The organism is Sphaerothrix gracilis Ecp01, from assembly GCF_030405905.1.
GTDB classification, from domain to species: domain Bacteria; phylum Cyanobacteriota; class Cyanobacteriia; order Phormidesmidales; family Phormidesmidaceae; genus Sphaerothrix; species Sphaerothrix gracilis.
Window position 1 is genome coordinate 41857 of the sequence record NZ_JASATW010000017.1, and the last position, 19870, is coordinate 61726.

A 19870-nucleotide genomic window follows, 5' to 3' on the forward strand; every position below is an offset into this window, starting at 1 on the left:
CGAGACACTGTGGTAGCGATAGATTCCCCCTGTCCCAATTATTAAGGGGGGTGGCGACAGCCGGGGGAGCTCGCGAGCAGTTAACACCTCGTCAAGCGCGTCAGTTCTGCCCATAGGAGAAATATGCCGTAGGGATGGGGTCTGGTAAACACGGCCCTCCCTACCCGTCATTGCCACGCATCTCTTGAATCTTATTACTTAACCTGACCCATTGCTCAACGCTAAGATCTTCTGCCCGGGCTGTCGGCAAAACTTTTAAAGACGTCAGTAGGGATATTAGCTGTTCTCGATCGATTAAATCCTGGAGATTGTTGCGCAGCATTTTGCGGCGACTGCTAAAGCCCAGCTGGACTAGCTGCTCAAAAAGGGGAGGATTGATCGCTGCCGGCAAAAAGGGCCGAGGCCGCAGGCGGACAACGGCAGATTCGACTTTGGGCGGGGGCTGGAAGGCTTTGGCAGGTACCGGACAGATCAGCTCACAGCTAGCCAAATACTGCACTCTGACCGAAAGCGCGCCGAAGATTTTGGAGCCGGGTTGGGCATAGAGGCGATCGGCGACCTCTCGCTGAATCAGCAGCACAATCTGGTCGAAGGGTTGAGGATTGGGCTGGGCGACACGGCCCAGCAGCTTTTCTAAAATGGGCGCGGTGATGTAGTAGGGAATATTGGCCACAACTTTGTTGAGGGGCCAAAAATCGGGCTGCTGGCTCAGGGACGCTGCTAGATCGAGCTGTAGAATGTCACCTTCCAGCAGCAGAAATTGCTCAACTGCCTCAAACTGACGGCGCAGCTGCTGACAGAGATCGCGATCGATCTCGACGGCTACGACTGCGTCGGCCAGGGAGGTCAACCACCGGGTCAAAATACCCGTGCCAGGGCCAATTTCCAAAATGCGATCGCCCTTGGTCACTTCGGCAGCAGCCAAAATTCGGTTCAACACTTTTTCACTTTTAAGCCAGTGCTGACCGAATCGTTTGCGAGGCTGTGGGGGCATAGGTCGGGCGCGAATGTCGCCCTATGCTATCAGTTTTTGAGCGCTACCGTATCGGCCAGTTCCTCTAGGCCGACAGACTGTAGCAGCGATCGCCACTGCAGAGAGGTATAGTCGGGTTCGACGGCGGCTAGGGCCTCTAGGGTTTCGTACCAGACTCCAGCGCCCGCATAGATGGCAGGGCGGTCTTGGGGGCGGGCGGCGGCTAGCTGCTGGCTCAGCTCAGCTGTGGGAGCAATCCGGCGAATATTGCTTTCTACCACCAAATTTTCATCTGGCTGGGCCTGACTGCAAACTACCGAAAAGTACCAGTAATAGTCTTGCCCTACGGCTAGCGAGTGCTGACCGTCTGCCGGCAAATCAACCGCTAGGAGCTGCCCAGAACTAGCCTGTGGCTCGTAGCTTTCCTGATAAACAAGGCGGTTAGTGCCCGCTTCATAGAGCAAAAATTCCAACGTTTCACCGCGATTGGGCGGCACGTAAACATAAAAAGTAGGGGCAGCTTCAGTTGTGAGGCCCATGTTGGTGTTGGGAATCAGGGCGACTAGCTCATCGGGGCGGCTGTCAGCCGCAACTAGGCAATTATCATCACTGCGAGAAGCGCCTGCCTCACGGTTACCGGGGGCCTGCAAATCGGGAGAATTGAAACTAAGACCGGCCTGAACAGAAGACGCGAGGGCGACAACTGAGAGACTGGTTAAAAAGGATGTTGAGAGTTTGCACCAGTGAGGCATAGCAGGTTTTATGGCTTAGCAGTTGGGTTGAGGGCTAGGGAGCTAAAATCGCGATCGCCCGTATCTATGTGTCTATAGAGATAGAGACTGACTAAAGACTGATCCAGTTCATACTTCGCGCCTATCAGGCCCTATCCGTAAAAATCGGCAAAATTTTGTTTTGGGGGAGAAGGGGAGGTACAATTTCAGCCTCACGCTTGAGCAACCCCACGGAGCAGTACCGTCCAGACAGCCCACCAGTTGTCCTTAAAGTTCATCTGTGCGAATAACTGCCGATGGCACTAAGCTTGAAGTACCGCTCGGCTGCGAATCTTACTTGCAGATGGCCCCTTCTTCTCCTCTCAGTCAGCTACGGGCCTGGCTACCGCGCCGCCCCTGGCAAAAACTGCGCCCGTTTTTGCAAACGGCTTGCCTGACAAGCCTGCTACTGGGCGCTGCCGTGGCGGGTGGTCGCTCGCTAGGCTGGCTCCAGGGTCTAGAACTAGCCGCTTACGATCAGCTCATTCGCGTCCGGCCTGAGGCCGAACCCGATCCGCGCCTTTTAATTGTCGGCATCACTGAAAATGATATTCAAACCCGTCAGGAATGGCCGATTCAGGATCAGACCCTGACGGCGCTGCTGACGCGGCTGCTGGCCGATGAACCCAGAGTGATTGGCCTCGATATTTTCCGCGACGTGCCGATTGGGGCGGGGCACGAGGCGCTGCTCAGCCAGATTCGGCAAAGCGATCGCATTGTCACCGTCTGTAAGCTGAGCAGTTTCGAGGATCCGGGCATTGCACCGCCTGCCAGTGCTGCCGCTGAAACAGTTGGCTTTTCTGACATCGTGGTCGATCCAGGCGGCATCTTGCGCCGCAACCTGCTGGTGGCGGCCCCGGAACCGTTTGGAGATGTCCTGCCCCTAGAGCATCTCTGTAATGGCTCAGAGATTCTGTTTTCCTTTGGCCTGCAGCTCGCCCTCAAGTATTTGCAGGCAGAGGGAATTGAGGCCCAACTAACTGAAACTGAGGCGATTCAGCTTGATACCGTTGTGCTCGATCGCTTCCGCAGCGGCATGGGCGGCTACCAGGCCGTCGATGACAACGGCTACCAGATTCTGCTCAACTATCGTTCGGCTGAGCAGATAGCTCCCCGCGTGACCTTTGGGCAGGTGATGGCGGGCCAGGTAGATCCAGAACTGATCCGCGATCGCATCGTGCTGATCGGCCTCACTACCCCCCAGGCCAAGGATGAGTTTTATACGCCCTACAGCGGCGGCCTGCAAGATCAGCAAAAGATGCCGGGAGTCGTGGTTCATGCTCAGTCCATCAGCCAGATTCTCAGCGCGGTCCTAGACGATCGCCCCCTGATTTGGACCTGGTCAACCCGACAAGAAATTCTTTGGATTATGGGCTGGGGGCTAATGGGGGGTGTTTTGGCCTGGTTTGTGCGCCATCCTCTGGGATTTAGCTTTGGCTTGCTGCTGCTGACCGGCCTTATCTATGGTGGAGCTTGGCTACTGTTTATAGAAGGGGGCTGGATTCCGCTAGTGCCGCCCGTAGTCTCTCTGCTGGTCGCCGCCACCGGCGTTATCCTCGTGGATCGCTTCAGCCACAGTTCCTACGGTCAGGCCGTCTATCGCCAGGTGCAAAACTTGCTAAGGCTCAATATTGAAATTGATACTGCCAAGGTAGATCGTCAGGTTGCCGAAATTTCAGAAACTGAGTACTTCAGCCAGCTTCAGCAGCGGGCCAAGCAGCTACGCCAGCAGCGCCAGCTCTCTCGACCCACCCCATCGGCTTCAGAAACGCCCCCCCCGGACGCTCAGAAAGCCCCGTCCCCAGATAAAGAGGATTAGGGGCTTACCGAACACGGCCTAAACTCTGGGCTGCGGAATGGTGATGTCGATTGGCGTGACTTCATCATTGGTCAGGCTGGAGAGGGGCGGCTGAATTGCCTCGGCATTGCCCACCACTAAAATGACGAGCTGTTCAGGCTTAAGATTACTCTGCGCTGCCCGAAGCACATCTTCTACCTCGACCGCTGCCACCCCTTGCTGGTAGCGAAAGACAAAATCGGCGGGATAGCCGTAATACTCGTATCGAATCAGGCGAGACAGGGTTTGGTTCGGGCTTTGGAAATTGAACACAAAGCTGTTAAGCACTGAATCTTTGGCCTGCTGCAGCTCAGAAGCGGCGATTGGCCTCTCCCGAATGCTTTCGAGCTGAGCCAGCACCGCCTTAACAAACGGCACCGTCGTCTCGGAGCGGGTTTGACCACCGCCAAAAAAGGTGCCTGGATAGTCGTAGCGCGGCGACCAGACAGCATAGACCGAATAGGCCAGTCCCTGCTGCGATCGCACCTGATTGAACAAACGGCCACTGAAGCCGTTCAAAACTTCATTGAGCACTGACATCGAGGGATAGTCTTCGCCGTTGAGCTGTCCCCCCAAATGACCTATCTGCACCGAACTCTGGGTTAGCTGCGGCTGATTCACCAGAAAAACGCCGGTCTTGGCCTGAGTAACCGTGGGCCGGTCAAAATCGTAGGCTGTGTTGGCCTCAGCTTGCCAATCGCCAAAGAATTCAGTGATGAGCGCCTTCATAGCGGCAGGCTCAAAGTCGCCCACAATGCCCAAAATCATCTGATCAGGCTGTACCGAAGCCCGGTAAAACTCTAAAATATCCTCCCGGTCGAAGTTGTTGAGCGTGTCATACTCGATGGTGCGGGCATAGGGACTGTCGTGACCGTAGACCAGCTTGCTAAATTCCCGCTGGGCAATACTGTTGGGGCTGTCATTGCGGCGGGCAATACTGCCACGATACTGATTTTTGAGAAAATCAATCTTGTCTGGAGCAAAAGCCGGATAGCGAATAACCTCAGAAAATAGCTCAAAAATGGTAGCTGTATCGGCTGAAAGAGCATTGAAGCTAGCCGAGCCTGCTGTTGTGTCAATGCCGGTTTCAATGGCCGCTGCCCGCTGCTCTAAAAGCTGGTTGAGTTCATCCGGGCTGTGACTGCGAGTTCCCCCCAGCCGCATGGCCTCTCCCACCACTTTAGCCAGTCCGACCTGATCTTCTGGCTCATAGCGATCGCCGCTGCGAAAAGTGGCTGTGCCGCCAATTAGCGGCAGCTCATGATCTTCCATCAGATAGACAGTCAGCCCGTTTTCTAACTCATAGCGCTCGTAGGGGGGAATCTGCACCTCTCCCAGAGGCGGAAACTCCAGCTCCGTATAGTGGAGGGCTTCATTGGCAACGGCTGCAGGCTGCCAGCTAAAAAGCAGCGCCCCGATTAGGGTAATCAAGCTAAGCAGAGCCGACGGTAAAAACCGCCGCTGCCAGTGCTGTCGAGCAATCTTAGACCACTGCATTGACAAATCTTCCACGTTAGAAAATCACAAACAGACAAAAGAGACGGAAAGGGGAAAAACCCGCTCAGACTACACCTTGGCTAGGGCCGCTGACAGGTCTGCCTACTCAGCAGAAATCAGCCGTCCCACCGTACGATTCTCTGGCCGGAAAAGCTGCTGGGCGACCTGCTGCACATCGGCTGCCGTCACGGCCTCGATCGCTTCAATCTCAGTAAAAGCATTGCGCCAGCTTCCTGTTTTAGCTTCGTATTCGGCTAAACGGGCGGCCAATCCCTGATTAGAGTCTAGGGAACGCACTAGGTTGGCTCGCGCCTGCGTTTTAATCCGCTCTAGCTCTGTGGCGGCTACTGGCTCATTTTGAAGCTGTTCCAGTTCTGCCGCTAGCAGCGCCGCCAGTTCATCGACCGTATGATTAGGGGCGGTCAGGGCATAGAGCAAAAAGAGGGTGGGATATTTGTCTCCCGGCAAGCCGTTGATGCTGCCGATATCAAGGGCTACCTGGCTCTCATCAACCAGCGACTCATACAGGCGAGAGGTGCGCCCCCCTACGAGCAAGTCTTCAATGATGCCGTAGACCACATGATTGGCATCGGTCAGGGCAGGGCGGTGGTAGCCCTCTAGGTACCAGGGCTGAGACGGCAACTCTAGCGTAAATTCTTTGGGGGCCTGCTGGGGCAGCTCATTCCCCTCTACGGCAGGCGGTTCGGGGCGGCGAGAGAAGCGACCAAAATAGGTTTCAGCCATTTGCTGGACTGTCGCTAGCTCCACGTCGCCAACGATCGCCGCCACTAGGTTGCTAGGGCCGTAATAGGTATCAAAAAAGTCCTGAATATCCTGGCGGCTGACCCGGTAGAGATCAGATTCATAGCCGATCACAGGGCGTCCGTAAGGGCTAGTTTCAAAAGCTTCTTCTAAAAAGGTTTCAATCATCAGGCCGATGGGGGAGTTGTCTACCCGCATCCGGCGCTCTTCCAGAATGACCTCTTTTTCTTCGTAAAACTGGCGGAAGACAGGCTCTAAAAAGCGCTCTGACTCTAGCGACATCCACAGCTCTAGCTTATTAGAGGGCAGGCTATAAAAGTAGCGGGTGGCATCAGCGCCGGTAGTGGCGTTAAGACCCACACCACCTGCCTGCTCAATAATTTGGCCGTATTTATTTTGCACAACATAGGCGTTAGCCTGCTCGCGCAGAACGTCGAGTTCCTGCCGCAGCTTGGCAACGGCTTCGTCGGTGCCTGTCGCCTCTGCGGCTAACAGCGCCTCGAACTTGCGATCCATCTGTTCAAATAGGGCCTGCTCCGCCGGGAAGTCCTCGGTGCCAATCTGCTGAGTGCCTTTGAAAGCCAAATGCTCTAAATAGTGGGCAACGCCCGTTTTACCTTCGGGTTCATCAACGGCCCCAACATCGGCATAGAGCATAAAAGAAACCACGGGTGCCTGATGACGCTCCAGCACAATAAATTTCATGCCGTTGTCTAAGGTGAACTCATTCACCTGCTCGGCCACCCGATCCAGGTAAGGCTGGACTGAGCTATCAGCCTGAGCGATCGCCCCTAGCGGACTGCACCCCAGCAAAAGCACTAGCAGGCAGACCTGCAGGAAGCGGTAGCTAAAAGACTCTCTGGCTGAGGCTAATCTGCTGCCTGCACCCGCAAACCCAAAAGCACGCAAGTTCATAAATTAGCTTTGAACGGAGACTCCTGTTCCAGGATAAGCGCTGGCAAGAAGATTTGGGATCACTAACGCCGCAAACCGGAATAGCGGAAGGAGGTAAAGGCATCGAATAGGGTGCCGACCACGCTGGAAGCCAAGCCAATAATCACGATGCCTTCTAAGACATCGCCGCCGCCAAACGTACTCAGAAAGTGAAAAATTCGCTGCAGCATGAGCTGACTGAAATGGGTGACTAAAGCTAAGTGACCCATTGCCAAAACAATACCCACAACGCTGCCAATCAGGCCCAAGGGGATCAGAAAGCTAACAATTGCAGTCAAAATAAGAGAACGAAGTATCTGCATCCAACTTGCCATAAGCCGCGATCGCCTTTCAGATTCTCTAACGAGACGATTGGGAAAAATGTCCCTATCAACACCTTAAGGGCGATCGCCCTACAACATTGGCTACTTTTGAAGAAAGTTAAATCTTCATAAAATATCGTTTTGAAGTGCTGTAATGGTTTCTCAGAAACGGCTTGACACTGGCGGCTGCAATAGTGAAGCTAGTCAGCGACGGACTGATTGTCCTAATTGATCGCAGTTTTTATAGAAGAGAGATAACCTTGACTCAAGCTGTTCAACTGTCTGGACTTAAGCGCTGGGGGCAGCGTCTGCTCGCAGCCGTTTTGCTAACGGGCCAAGTCGTTATTCATCTCATTTCTCGCCCGATTCACCGCCGCAACACCGTTGAGCAAATGGCGGCTGTCGGCCCGGAGTCACTACTAATTGCCCTCGTGACCGCCGCTTTTGTTGGCATGGTCTTCACCATTCAGGTGACACGCGAATTTATTAATTTTGGGGCAGGAACCGCTATTGGCGGCGTCTTGGCTTTGACTTTAGCCAGAGAACTGGCCCCCGTCCTCACTGCTGTGGTTTTAGCCGGACGGGTGGGCTCGGCCTTTGCAGCTGAAATTGGCACGATGCAGGTAACCGAGCAGATTGATGCCCTGCAGATGCTGCAGACCGACCCGATTGACTACTTAGTCATTCCCCGCGTGATTGCCTGCGCCCTGATGCTGCCCATTCTCAGCGTCCTTTCCTTTATTACGGGCATGACGGGCGGCCTAGTGATTGCGACCAATCTTTACAGCATTTCTCAGACGGTCTTTTTGGAATCAGCTCAAACGTTTCTAACGGTGTGGGATCTCGCCAGCGCCCTGATCAAGGCTTTTGTCTTTGGTGTGCTGATTGCTGTTATTGGCGCTAGCTGGGGCTTGACCACTAGCGGGGGAGCCAAAGGGGTAGGGCAGTCTACCACCACGGCTGTTGTCACCGCTCTTTTAGCCATTTTTGTCAGCAATTTCTTTTTGTCCTGGCTGATGTTCCAGGGGACAGGCAGCGCTGTGATGCGGAGTTTCTAATCGCTTAAAATAGGAGTAACTGCATCGACGATCGCTATGACACCAACTTCCGCCACTACTGCTACTGAAACTCGCCTCAGCCCCAGCTACAACTTGCCAACAGCGATTATTGCCCTAGGAGCGGTTTCCCTGCTGTGGCAGCCCTGGCTGGGAATTGTTTTGGCTGTTTTTGGCCTGTTTCTGCTGGTGCAGGCGGTCAAAATTGGGCTAGCGTTCACTGAGACAGCGCTAGAGGTTTATCGGGGCGATCGCCAAATTCGCCGCTTTCCCTATCAAGATTGGCAAAACTGGGAAATCTTTTGGTCGCCTGTTCCCATTTTGTTCTATTTCAAGGAAGTCAACAGCATTCATTTTCTGCCGGTCTTATTTTCGCCCCAAGAGCTACGAGCCGCTTTAGAAACGCACCTAGCCTGGCTGGATCAATCGCCAAGCTGAATCGCGCAGTGTTACAGTTTGCCTAGTCTCAGTCCTATAGAGTGTTCATGGCTCCAGAAAACTTCTCGAATTCTGATACAGCGGCAGCGTCTGACAGCGCGGCTACCCCCAACTTAGAGCAGCAGGTGAGTCGCCTACAGGCACAAGAAGCGGATCTAAAGCGCAATATTGAAAATCTGAAAGCTACCTACAGCCGCCTATTGCAGGAACAGTCACAAACGCTGCAGGCTGACCTGAGTCGTTTAGTGCGGCAAAACCTGGCCGAACTGGAGCAGCAGCGGCAGGCGCTCAAAAAAGAAGTCGAACAGCTAGAGCGAAGACAGGAGCGAATTCGAGCGGAGATGCGCACTAGCTTTGCCGGTGTTTCCCAGGACTTAGCGATTCGAGTGCAGGGCTTTAAAGAATACTTAGTGGGCAGCCTGCAAGACTTAGCCGTCGCCGCTGAACAGCTAGAACTGGTGCCACCAGAAGCGCCGCCGGTAGCGCCTAGTCGCTCGGTGATAGAACCGCGTGAGCCAGACCCGGTTACCCCTGAAGTGGGCTTTGCGAGCCAGCGCTTTCAAGAGCAGACCGAGCGTATTCGCAGCCTCATTGATCAATATCGCCTGCGACCTGACTACTATGGCCCGGTCTGGCAGTTACGGCGGACGTTTGAGCCGATTCATGCCGAGCGCATTGGTGACTGGTTCTTTACCCAGGGCGGACGCGGTGCCATTAAAAGTACGGGCAGTCGCCTGCAAAACGTGCTGATTGCCTCAGCCGGAATTTCTATTTTGTATGCGCTTTATGGCAGTCGGCTCAGGTCGTTAGTCTTGGCCAATACCCCAGAGCGGCTAGGCGAGTGGCGGCGCGGTCTGCAGGACTGTTTGGGTATTTCTCGCACCGACTTTGGCACCAATCGAGGCGTCATGCTGTTTGAAGCGCCAGAACCGCTCGTGCAGCGGGCCGATCGCCTGGTTGAGAATGGATTGCTACCGCTGATTATCGTGGATGAATCGGAGGACAAAATTAGTTTGTCGCTGCTCCAGTTTCCGCTGTGGCTAGCATTTGCGCCTGATCCCACCAGTCCGATGGCGGAATACGACTTTTGATCCCCGCCTGTGACAAAACCCGTCAAATAACTACACGTTTGCTTCTACCCCCTCCCCTAACCTTCTAAACTGATACTGTTGATACCCACAGGAACGGTTTGTGAGCGGGATAACCATCGGTGTTTTTTTACTAGCGGCATACCTGTTGGGATCAATTCCGACAGGCTATTTGATTGCCAGAGCCGCCAAGGGGATCGATATTCGCCAGTGCGGATCGGGCGGGACGGGAGCCACCAATGTCCTGCGAACTGTGGGTAAAGGCGCGGCTTTCTTAGTCTTGGTTATTGACGTGCTCAAAGGGACTTTGGCGGTACTGCTGGCTAAGTATTTGTATCCTTTGGTGGCAGTCGGAGCCGGTGGAGGAATAAATTCAGGATTGTTGGCCTGGATTGTGACAGCTGCTAGCCTGCTGGTTTTGGTAGGGCACAGCCGCTCGGTGTGGATTAACTTTATGGGCGGCAAGTCAGCCGCTTCTGGACTGGGGGTGTTGCTGGCAATGGCTTGGCCTGTAGCCCTGGGCGCGCTGTTCGTTTTTATCGGCGTTTTAGCCGTTTCGCGGATTGTCTCTCTCAGCTCAGTGGGGGCAGCGATCGCCGCTTTTGTCTTAATGGTTGTGTCTCATCAACCGCTGCCTTATATTCTGCTCGGCCTGGCAGGTGGCCTCTACGTTATCCTGCGCCATCAGAGCAACCTGCAGCGGATCCTAGCCGGGACTGAGCCTCGACTGGGCAACAGTCGCAGCCGCAGCTCCCAAGCATAGCTTTTGGGCCTAGGGCAACAGCTTCTGCAATTTTGTTTGCACTCGCCGCATCAATAGCTTTGCCAATCGCAGACGGGTCAGAGCAGGAATATCGCTGGCCTGCGATCGCCGGTGATCGAAAAATAGGTTTAGTTCCGTCAGAATTACCTGTAGCCGCTTCAAAATATTGTCTCTGCGGTATTCCCTAAAGAATGCCTCTGGCAGTGACCTTTGCACCGATGACTGGATAACGCTGAGGATGCGCTGCACGTCATAAGCCGTCGAATAGCCGGCGATTTTGTAAGCGTTGAACCCTGGATCTAAGTAGTCCGCGATCGCGCCGTTGACGCTAGAAAAGACCTGGCAGCCACAGGCCAGCGCCTCCATCGGCGGCAGACCAAAACCTTCACTTACCCGGTGCTGCGCCCAATATTCTGCTGAGTCGTAGAGATAGACCTTGCTGCGGTTGAATAGGCCTGCAAGATCTTCGACATAGCTATCGAGCAGCGTCACCCGACAGTGGGGCTTTAAAGCTGGCACGAGCTGCTGCAGGAGATATTCAGAAGATTTGCGGCTCTGCACCAGCACGTCAATGTCACGGGATTTCCCATAATTGCGGAAGTCTTCTGAAATGTAGTTGGGCAAATAGTAAATCAGCGCATTGGGCGATCGCTGGCCCCAGTAGCTCATGGTGTTGCGGCTGACGGTGACAACCGGGATATCTGCCGGGAGGTGAAAGCCATAGCCGGCGCTGTGGGCGTGATAGATCACGTTTTGCCCTCGGAGCTGCTTCACCAGCTTGGGCACATCAAAGCCCCAACTCACCACGAAGGTACTCCCGTCTAAACGGCCTTGCCGCAGCAGGTCTGGCAGAAATAGGGTATTGGCTTCTCGCTGGCGATAGGTGACGACTGCTGCCTCGCATAGCTGCTGAACCAGCTCTAGCATTTTTAGCTCTGCCCACAGCCCGCCGCAGGCAAACTGGCCTGTGGTGCCGGGTACGAGGAAGTAAAGCGATCGCATGGCAGCTCTGTGTTTGAGGGGTCAGGTTTTAGTTTAGGGGATGGCTGTTATGCGAGGGCATCTAGGGACCGGTTTTTCCCATGCTTGCGAAAACATATCGCTTCCGCTGCAAAAACCGGTCCCTGGAGATGTCGCGATCGCCTAGGTCGCTAAAATGAGAAGGCTGGTCTGACCTGAAACAGCGATGATTCTAAAGTTTGACCCAAAGCAATGCTTGCCCTCCTCGGCTGAGCTACCGGACTCAGATGATACGCCCGTGGATAATGAGTTGCAGAACTTAATTCCCAACTTGCTCGAAGCCATCTTGGCCCTGCTCTGGCCCAACCGAGAGGATTGGTTTTTCGGGGTAGACATGGGAGTCTACTTTGACCCCAGCCTGCCAGCGGTGGTGCCCGACGGGTTTTTGAGTCTGGGCGTGGAGCGCTTTGTAGGAGAAGGGGGACGGCTGAGCTATGTGCTGTGGGAAGAGGACAACATTCCCCCCATCCTGGCATTGGAAGTGGTTTCTAAGACCTACGGCGGCGAATACGAGCGCAAGAAAAAGCTGTATGCAGAGCTAGGGATTACCTATTACGCGGTGTACGTGCCCGATGGTGTTTCGCGCCGTAAGCGGCAGCCGTTGGAGGTTTATCGGCTTGTAGACGGTGAGTATCAGCAGCTAGCGGGCAACCCGGTATGGCTACCTGAAATTGGGCTAGGTTTAGGGCGCGATCGCGGTGTGTATCTGGGTCGTGAGCGAGAGTGGCTGTACTGGTATGACGAGAGCGGACAGCGGCTGAGCACGCCGGAGGAGCGGTTAGCTCAAGAGGCCGCACGAGCCGATCGCTTGGCGGATAAGCTGAGGGAGCTAGGGATTGATCCGGAGTCAGTTTAGAGCGATCGCGTCTGGCAGAACCTGAGACGGGTGATAGGTAAAGGCGCGAGCATCCAGCTCGCGCCGGGCTTCGACAATTGAGTAAACGAAAAAGTGTGAGCGTCTCGCTCACGTTGTTCAGAGAGCGGGTTATCTATACTATCCAAGAATATTCAACGTCCCCTGAGCGTAGTCGAAGGGGACACAGAGCTTAGATTTTGATGGCTTTGGTGCGTCACGCTGCGCTGACAGCACCCTACGAGGGGGAAGGTGGGCAATGCCCACCCTACCAATTGCCTACGGCAGCTCCGTATGGCCCATCAGATAGCGATCGCACTCTCGCGCCGCGCCGCGCCCTTCATTAAAGGCCCAGACCACTAGGCTCTGTCCCCGGCGGCAGTCGCCCGCCGCAAACACACCGGGAAGCGTTGTCGTGTACTGGCCTTCCTCTGCCTTGACATTGCTGCGTCTGTCTCGCTCTAGTCCTAGCGCATCTAATAGTGGCTGCTCTGGCCCTAAAAAGCCGATTGCTAGCAGCACAAGCTGAGCGGGCAGCACTTTCTCGGTACCGGGGACAGGCTGCGGCGTGAACCGACCGTTCTCGTCCCGCTGCCACTCAATCTCGACCGTGTGTACCGCTTTAATATGGCCTTGCTCATCTCCCTCAAACTTAGTCGTCGTGGTGGTATAGACGCGGGGATCGTCACCAAACATCGCCGCCGCTTCTTCTTGGCCGTAGTCCATCCGGTGTACTTTGGGCCACTCCGGCCAAGGATTGCTGCTAGCCCGTACCTGGGGTGGCTTGGGCATAATTTCAAGCTGGGTAACGCTCTTGCAGCCGTGGCGCACCGAAGTACCCACGCAGTCTGTCCCCGTGTCGCCGCCGCCGATGATCACCACGTCTTTGCTGGCGGCTGAAATATAGTCATCTGTGGGACTGCCGGACAGCACGCTCTTGGTATTGGCGGTCAGGAAGTCCATAGCAAAGTGAATGCCCTGGAGATCGCGGCCTTCCACAGTGAGGTCGCGGGGTTTGGTCGCTCCGGTGCAGAGAACGGCGGCATCGTAGTCCTGCATCAGCGTTTCGGTGGATAGATCTTTGCCCACTTCTGTATTACAGACAAAGGTGACGCCTTCAGCTTCCAGTACGTCTAGGCGGCGCTGCACTACCTCTTTTTTGTCTAGCTTCATGTTGGGGATGCCGTAGGTCAGCAGTCCGCCAGGGCGATCGGCCCGCTCGTAGACCGTGACCCAGTGCCCGGCGCTGTTGAGCTGGGCGGCAGCGGCCAGTCCGGCAGGGCCAGAACCAATGACGGCTACCTTCTTGCCGGTACGCTTTGCCGGGGGATTGGGCGTAATCCAGCCTTCCTGCCAGCCTTTTTCAGCGATCGAGTACTCAATATTTTTAATCGTTACGGGAGGGCTGGTAATGCCCAGCACGCAGGAACCTTCGCAGGGAGCCGGGCATACCCGCCCGGTAAACTCTGGAAAATTATTGGTTTTGTGCAGGCGATCGAGGGCTTCCTGCCATAGTCCCCGGTAAACCAGATCGTTCCATTCCGGAATCAGGTTATTAATTGGGCAGCCGCTAGCCATGCCGCTGATGACAGTGCCGGTATGGCAAAAGGGGGTGCCGCAGTCCATACAGCGAGCGCCCTGGGTTTGCAGCCGTTCTTCCGGCATTTCTAGGTGAAATTCATCCCAGTTGCGAATGCGATCGAGCGGGGAGATTTCGTCAGCCACCTCCCGCAGATATTCCATGAAGCCTGTAGGTTTTCCCATGTTCTCGAGTCGTTAGTTTGATGTGTGTAGAAGAGACGACGTATAACCAATCAGCTGCCGCTAATGCGGGCGGTATCGCGGGCGTTTTCTTCAAACGCGGCAGATAGGGCATCATCGCCGCTGAGACCATCTGCGATCGCCTTTTGAATGTGCTGCAAAACTCGCTTGTAGTCACGCGGCATCACTTTGACGAACTGCGCTACCCTTGCCTCCCAATCTGCGAGAACATGGACAGCTTTCTGGCTCCCCGTATAGTCAGCGTGTTTCTGAATCATTTCCCGCAGATCACGGATTTCTTCTGGTTCCTCCAGCCGCTCTAGATCCACCATCTCGGTATTGCAGCGGCTAGTAAAATCTCCCGATTCATCCAGCACGTAGGCGACACCGCCGCTCATGCCCGCCGCAAAGTTGCGTCCGGTGCGGCCCAAAACGACAACCTTACCCCCCGTCATATACTCGCAGCCGTGATCGCCAATGGCCTCCACGACGGCTTTCACGCCAGAGTTGCGCACGCAGAAGCGTTCTCCGGCCATGCCGTAGAGATATGCCTCACCGCCCGTCGCACCGTAGAAGGCGACGTTGCCCGCAATAATATTGTCTTCTGGCACAAACGTAGAAGCTTTAGAGGGATAGAGCACGATCTTGCCGCCGCTCAGTCCCTTACCCACATAGTCATTGGCATCTCCTTCTAGCTCCAAGGTGACACCCTTGGGCACAAACGCGCCGAAGCTCTGGCCGGCACTGCCCTGAAAATGCAGATGCACCGTATCCTCCGGTAGCCCTTCCCAGTGCCGCTGGGTGATTTCGTTGCCCAAGATGGTGCCCACTACCCGGTTAACGTTGCGAATCGGCAACGTGGCTTTGACCTTCTCGCCCCGGGCGATCGCGGGTTCGCACAGCTCCAGCAGCTTCGTCATATCTAGAGACTTCTCTAGGCCATGATCTTGAGGAATCTGGCAGTAGCGGCCAACGCTATCATCGACCTCTGGCTGATGCAGAATCTTCGAGAGGTCAATGCCTTTGGCTTTCCAATGATCGATCGCCTGCTTCGGCTCCAGTACGTCGGTGCGACCTACCATTTCGTTGATCGTGCGGAAGCCAAGCTGGGCCATCAGTTCCCGTACTTCCTGAGCCAGGAACTTCATAAAGTTGACCGTGTACTCCGGATCGCCCATAAAGTGCTTGCGCAGCTCTGGATCCTGAGTAGCCACACCCACCGGGCAGGTATTCTTATGGCAAACCCGCATCATAATGCAGCCCAGCGTTACCAGCGGTGCGGTCGAGAAGCCGTACTCTTCCGCCCCCAGCAGCGTTGCCATCACCACGTCGCGCCCAGTTTTCATCTGGCCGTCGGTTTCAACCGCGATGCGGCTGCGTAGATTGTTTAGCACCAGGGTTTGATGGGTTTCGGCCAGTCCTAGCTCCCAGGGCAAGCCCGCGTGCTTAATCGAAGTTTGAGGCGACGCCCCTGTACCACCGTCGAAGCCAGAAATCAGCACCACGTCGGCGTGGGCCTTAGCCACACCGGCGGCGATCGTGCCGACGCCCACCTCGGAAACCAGCTTGACGCTGACGCGGGCTTTGCGGTTGGCGTTCTTCAGGTCGTGAATTAGCTCGGCTAGGTCTTCGATGGAGTAGATATCGTGGTGGGGCGGCGGCGAAATTAGGCCGACTCCGGGGGTAGAGTGGCGCACCTTGGCAATCCAGGGGTAGACCTTGCGCCCCGGTAGCTGGCCGCCTTCACCGGGCTTGGCCCCCTGAGCCATCTTGATCTGAATTTCGCGGGCCTGAGACAGATAGAGACTGGTGACGCCAAAGCGACCGGAGGCTACCTGCTTGATGGCGCTATTTTTGGAGTCGCCGCGCTCGTTTGTCCAGGTGTAGCGCTCTGGATCTTCGCCGCCCTCGCCCGTATTTGACTTGCCGCCGATGCGGTTCATGGCGATCGCCAATGACTCATGGGCCTCTTTAGAGATCGAACCATAGCTCATGGCTCCGGTTTTGAAGCGCGACATAATCGCTTCAACTGGCTCTACCTCTGCCAGCGGAATTGGTTCCCGCGCCTTGAACTCCAGCAGATCCCGCAGCCGGAAAAACTGCTTACCATGCTCGTTAATCTGGGCCGAGTAAGTCTTGTAGAGATCGTAGTTGCCCTCTTGTACTGCCTTTTGCAGCAGGTGAATTGTTTGAGGGGCAAATAGGTGAGCCTCACCTTCTTTACGCCACTGATATTCACCGCCTGCATCCAAAACAGGATTTTGCAAAGGGCGATCGGGGAAGGCGTGCTGATGTCGCAACAGGGCCTCTTGGGTAATCACCTCTAGATCCGCGCCCTCTAACCGCGAAGCTGTCCAGGCAAAGTATTGATCCACAAACGCCTGATTGAGGCCCAGCGCCTCAAAAATCTGCGCCCCCCGATAGCTCTGAATGGTGGAAATGCCAATCTTAGAGCCGATTTTAATCACGCCCTTAGTGACGGCTTTGATGTAGTTCTGGCAGGCGGTAGCAAAATCGACGCTAGGCAGAGACTTGTCCTCGATCATGCCCGCCAGGGTTTCAAAAGCCAGGTAGGGATTGATCGCCCCACAGCCATAGCCCAGCAATACAGCAAAGTGGTGTACCTCGCGCGGTTCGCCCGACTCTAGAATCAGGCCGACACGGGTGCGAGTGCCGTTGCGAATCAGGTGGTGGTGGAGTCCGGCCACGGCCAGCAGCGCCGGAATGGCGGCTTGGTTAGCATCAATCTGGCGATCGGAAAGAACAATCAGGTTGGTGCCAGCTGCGATCGCCTCGTCTACCGTCTCAAAGATTTGCTGCAGGGCGGCTTCTAGCCCCACTACCCCCTGTTTAGCCTCAAACAAAATCGGCAGCGTGATTGACTTAAAGCCGTCCTGATCGATCTGTTTCAGCTTGGCTAGCTCTGCGTTGCTGATTACAGGCGTTTTCAGCTTGATCAAATGACAGCTTTCTGGTTCTGGCTGTAGCAGATTGCGCTCGCTGCCGATGGTGGTCGTGGCCGAGGTGATGATGGCCTCGCGGATGGAGTCAATCGGCGGATTAGTCACCTGGGCAAAAAGCTGCTGGAAGTAGTCGTAGAGCAGCTTAGGCCGGTTGGATAAAACCGATAGGGGCGTGTCAGTACCCATCGCGCCCACCGCTTCTACTCCGTTTTGAGCCATCGGGGCCAGTAACAGCCGCAGTTCCTCAAAGGTATAGCCAAAGGCCATCTGCTGCTGCCGCAGAGGACGTTGGCGAACCTCGCCTACGGTGGGAGCAGCATCAGCCAAATCAGCCAGATTGATCAGGTGTTGGTCTAACCACTGACGGTAGGGATGAGCGGTGGCAATTTGCTGCTTGATTTCCTCATCGGCCACGATCCGGCCTTCGTCCATATTGACCAAGAACATCCGACCTGGTTCGAGACGACCCTTCAGCGCCACGCGCTCCGGCTCAATCGGCAGTACGCCTGCCTCAGAAGCCATAATGACCAAGTCATCCTTAGTGACGTAGTAGCGCGAAGGCCGCAGGCCGTTGCGATCCAGCACAGCTCCCATCATGGTGCCATCAGTGAAGGCGATAGAAGCCGGGCCATCCCAAGGCTCCATCAGGCAGGCATGGTATTCATAAAACGCTTTTTTCTCTGGACTCATGGATTCGTGGGCTGACCACGGCTCCGGAATCATCATCATGACGGCATGGGGCAGCGATCGCCCGGCCAGCGTCATCAGCTCCAGCGTGTTGTCAAAGATGCCAGAGTCGCTGCCTTCTATATTGATAACGGGCTGGGCCTGCTTCAGATCGTCACCAAACAGCTCCGACTCAAACATCGACTGCCGGGCGTACATCCAGTTGATGTTGCCCCGCAGGGTATTGATTTCGCCGTTGTGAGCGATGTAGCGGTAGGGGTGTGCTCGCTCCCAACTAGGAAAGGTGTTGGTGCTGAAACGAGAGTGTACCAGCCCTATGGCGCTTTCTAACTCAGGATTACTCAAATCTAGGAAATATTTGCCGACCTGTTCTGGCATCAACATGCCTTTGTAAACCAAGGTGCGGCAAGAGAGGCTGGTGATGTACCAGAAAGTATCCACCTGGGCATGGATTCTTTGGTGAGCTAGCTTGCGAATCACATACAGCTTGCGCTCAAAAGCCAAATCATCTGCTAAATCGGGCGATCGCTGCACAAAGACCTGCTGCATAAACGGCTCAGAGGCTTTGGCCGTTTCCCCTAGAGAAGAATTATCGGTTGGGACATCGCGCCAGCCCAAAACCTTTTGGCCCATCTCAGCCGCTACGCGCTCAAAAATCTCTCGGCCCTGCTGGCGAGCAGTGACGTCCGGAGAGGCGTACATCATCCCGACCCCATACTGACCCGGTGCGGGCAGCGACAGGCCATCGGCTGCCGCCGCTTTTTGCAAAAATCTGTGGGGTATCTGCAGCAAAATGCCAGCCCCATCCCCTGTGTTAGGCTCAGCTCCGACTGCGCCGCGATGATCTAGGTTGAGAAGAATGGTCAACGCCTGCTGCACGATGTTGTGTGAGGGTTTTCCCTTCATGTGGACAATAAACCCAACGCCGCAGGCGTCATGCTCAAACCGAGGATCATAAAGGCCCTGCTTGGCAGGCGGAGTATGGCTATTCATCAAAGTCATTGGCCTAACTACTTTAGATATTTAGCTGCGTTAGCTAGAGGTTAAGTCGCTAACCGCTAGTGGATCGCATTGTCTAACCTTTTTTGAAAGTTGCCACATGTCTTAAGGAAATTGTCAGATCTACTTCGCCCGACTCTGAATATTTTTTTCAAAAGCTAGCATTTTTTACAGTTTCCTTGACTAATTTAGAAGCTGCCTCTCGAAAACTCTGAAAGCTAGCAATCGCCAGCCCTGCTCTGACATGGCAAACATCCCAAAAATGCTAGAAAAAATGGCGCATCTTTAGCCCAAAGCCCGATAAATGTAAACTTAGATACTTTTTTAGAGTTAGCAAACTCAGCGCGATCGCTGCTGTCTAAAAGTTGCCAACCAGGCGTCTCTAGACGTGTCTGAATAAGCAGGAGCCGCGTTGTTTTCAGCCGCGATCGCTAGATTTCAGCGGCTGAAAAAGTCACAGTTTACTAACCCATAAAACACCTGTCCGCTTTGTCTATGGCCGCGCATTATTAAAGAATGTAAAGAATTGGGACAATAAATGCAGCAGACTAAAGCTTTGTGAGAGGTCACGTCAATTGGGAATCGTCTTAACCCAAAATTTAAGTTAACTCTCAAACTGGCTCAGTACCTGCGCTGGCTGAACAGCACAACACCCTAGCTCTCAATCTCTAAACTGTGGCTGAGCTATCTGGGTAAAATGCCAGTTTCACAAACATTTCAAAGGAGATCAAGACAGATGGACTTACTCTCTCCACAGGCAGTTTACGAAAATCTGAAATCCCTCGACCTCGTAGATACGGTTAAAAGCGCCCTATATCGCCAGCAAGCCCAAGAAATTCTAGCCGATCCAACCGTGAGTTTGAACTGGCAGCAGGCGATCGCCGACCGCCTCAATCAGGCCAATCATCAGCTAACATTGCTCACCGTTGTCGGTGATGATAGCTACTAACCCCCTCAAAATGTCGCAATAGCAGCGCGACACAGCCAAAATTAGGGCTTTTGTAGGTTGGGGTTGAGCATAACAAAACCCGACATCGACAAGGATTCTGTTGAGCTTTCCGTTATTGGCCCAACCTACATTTTTAGGTCGGTCATTTCAATAGGCCAGAAAGGCAGTCAGCTTGCGGAACTGGCTGCCTTTTTTAGGT

15 protein-coding genes are annotated in these 19870 nt (G+C 54.7%); 7 read left to right on the forward strand and 8 right to left on the reverse strand.

The window, feature by feature from the left end; all coding sequences use genetic code 11:
• Positions 1–160: 160 nt before the first annotated feature.
• Both rsmA and QJQ48_RS18385 read right to left on the reverse strand, forming a co-directional pair.
• Positions 161–994: a 16S rRNA (adenine(1518)-N(6)/adenine(1519)-N(6))-dimethyltransferase RsmA gene (gene rsmA, locus QJQ48_RS18380; RefSeq protein ID WP_346292705.1), complete on the reverse strand. Its 834-nt coding sequence runs from the start codon at positions 992–994 to the stop codon at positions 161–163.
• Between the two features lie 29 nt (positions 995–1023).
• Entirely contained in the window at positions 1024–1725 is a 702-nt protein-coding gene (locus QJQ48_RS18385) for a DUF928 domain-containing protein (RefSeq protein WP_346292706.1), read from the reverse strand.
• A gap of 259 nt (positions 1726–1984) precedes the next feature.
• Between QJQ48_RS18385 and QJQ48_RS18390 the strand changes: the two genes are divergently transcribed.
• Positions 1985–3562, forward strand: coding sequence for a CHASE2 domain-containing protein (locus QJQ48_RS18390; RefSeq protein ID WP_346292707.1), 1578 nt, complete (start codon positions 1985–1987; stop codon positions 3560–3562).
• Positions 3563–3580: 18 nt separating this feature from the next.
• Here the strand turns inward: QJQ48_RS18390 and QJQ48_RS18395 are convergent, their stop codons facing one another.
• The 3 genes from QJQ48_RS18395 to QJQ48_RS18405 form a co-directional block, all read right to left on the reverse strand.
• Positions 3581–5077 carry a M16 family metallopeptidase gene (locus QJQ48_RS18395; protein WP_346292708.1) on the reverse strand — a complete coding sequence of 499 codons (1497 nt, stop codon included), beginning with the start codon at positions 5075–5077 and terminating at the stop codon, positions 3581–3583.
• 102 nt (positions 5078–5179) lie between these two features.
• Positions 5180–6754: a M16 family metallopeptidase gene (locus QJQ48_RS18400; RefSeq protein WP_346292709.1), complete on the reverse strand. Its 1575-nt coding sequence runs from the start codon at positions 6752–6754 to the stop codon at positions 5180–5182.
• 62 nt (positions 6755–6816) lie between these two features.
• The gene (locus tag QJQ48_RS18405) at positions 6817–7071 is read right to left on the reverse strand and encodes a hypothetical protein (protein WP_346292710.1); all 255 of its coding nucleotides are present in this window, start codon (positions 7069–7071) and stop codon (positions 6817–6819) included.
• A gap of 284 nt (positions 7072–7355) precedes the next feature.
• On the opposite strand from QJQ48_RS18405, the gene QJQ48_RS18410 reads away from it, so the two are divergent.
• The 4 genes from QJQ48_RS18410 (at position 7356) to plsY (ending at position 10439) form a co-directional block, all read left to right on the forward strand.
• Positions 7356–8153, forward strand: coding sequence for an MlaE family lipid ABC transporter permease subunit (locus tag QJQ48_RS18410; RefSeq protein WP_346292711.1), 798 nt, complete (start codon positions 7356–7358; stop codon positions 8151–8153).
• 36 nt (positions 8154–8189) lie between these two features.
• Positions 8190–8588, forward strand: a complete 399-nt coding sequence (locus QJQ48_RS18415) for a DUF3119 family protein (RefSeq protein ID WP_346292712.1) — start codon at positions 8190–8192, stop codon at positions 8586–8588.
• Positions 8589–8635: 47 nt separating this feature from the next.
• Positions 8636–9679, forward strand: coding sequence for a DUF3086 domain-containing protein (locus tag QJQ48_RS18420; RefSeq protein ID WP_346292713.1), 1044 nt, complete (start codon positions 8636–8638; stop codon positions 9677–9679).
• Positions 9680–9779: 100 nt separating this feature from the next.
• A complete protein-coding gene (plsY, locus tag QJQ48_RS18425; RefSeq protein ID WP_346292714.1) occupies positions 9780–10439 on the forward strand; it encodes a glycerol-3-phosphate 1-O-acyltransferase PlsY in 660 nt (219 codons plus the stop codon).
• Positions 10440–10448: 9 nt separating this feature from the next.
• Here plsY and QJQ48_RS18430 read toward each other — a convergent pair whose 3' ends face one another.
• Positions 10449–11441 carry a glycosyltransferase gene (locus tag QJQ48_RS18430; RefSeq protein ID WP_346292715.1) on the reverse strand — a complete coding sequence of 331 codons (993 nt, stop codon included), beginning with the start codon at positions 11439–11441 and terminating at the stop codon, positions 10449–10451.
• 184 nt (positions 11442–11625) lie between these two features.
• Between QJQ48_RS18430 and QJQ48_RS18435 the strand changes: the two genes are divergently transcribed.
• Positions 11626–12315, forward strand: coding sequence for a Uma2 family endonuclease (locus QJQ48_RS18435; RefSeq protein WP_346292716.1), 690 nt, complete (start codon positions 11626–11628; stop codon positions 12313–12315).
• 276 nt (positions 12316–12591) lie between these two features.
• Here QJQ48_RS18435 and gltD read toward each other — a convergent pair whose 3' ends face one another.
• Together gltD and gltB are read right to left on the reverse strand one after the other, a co-directional pair.
• Positions 12592–14076, reverse strand: coding sequence for a glutamate synthase small subunit (gltD, locus tag QJQ48_RS18440; RefSeq protein WP_346292717.1), 1485 nt, complete (start codon positions 14074–14076; stop codon positions 12592–12594).
• Between the two features lie 50 nt (positions 14077–14126).
• Positions 14127–18716: a glutamate synthase large subunit gene (gltB, locus tag QJQ48_RS18445; protein WP_346292718.1), complete on the reverse strand. Its 4590-nt coding sequence runs from the start codon at positions 18714–18716 to the stop codon at positions 14127–14129.
• A 742-nt stretch (positions 18717–19458) separates the two neighbouring features.
• Here gltB and QJQ48_RS18450 point away from each other — a divergent pair.
• A complete protein-coding gene (locus QJQ48_RS18450) occupies positions 19459–19671 on the forward strand; it encodes a hypothetical protein (protein WP_346292719.1) in 213 nt (70 codons plus the stop codon).
• The last annotated feature ends 199 nt before the right edge of the window (positions 19672–19870 follow it).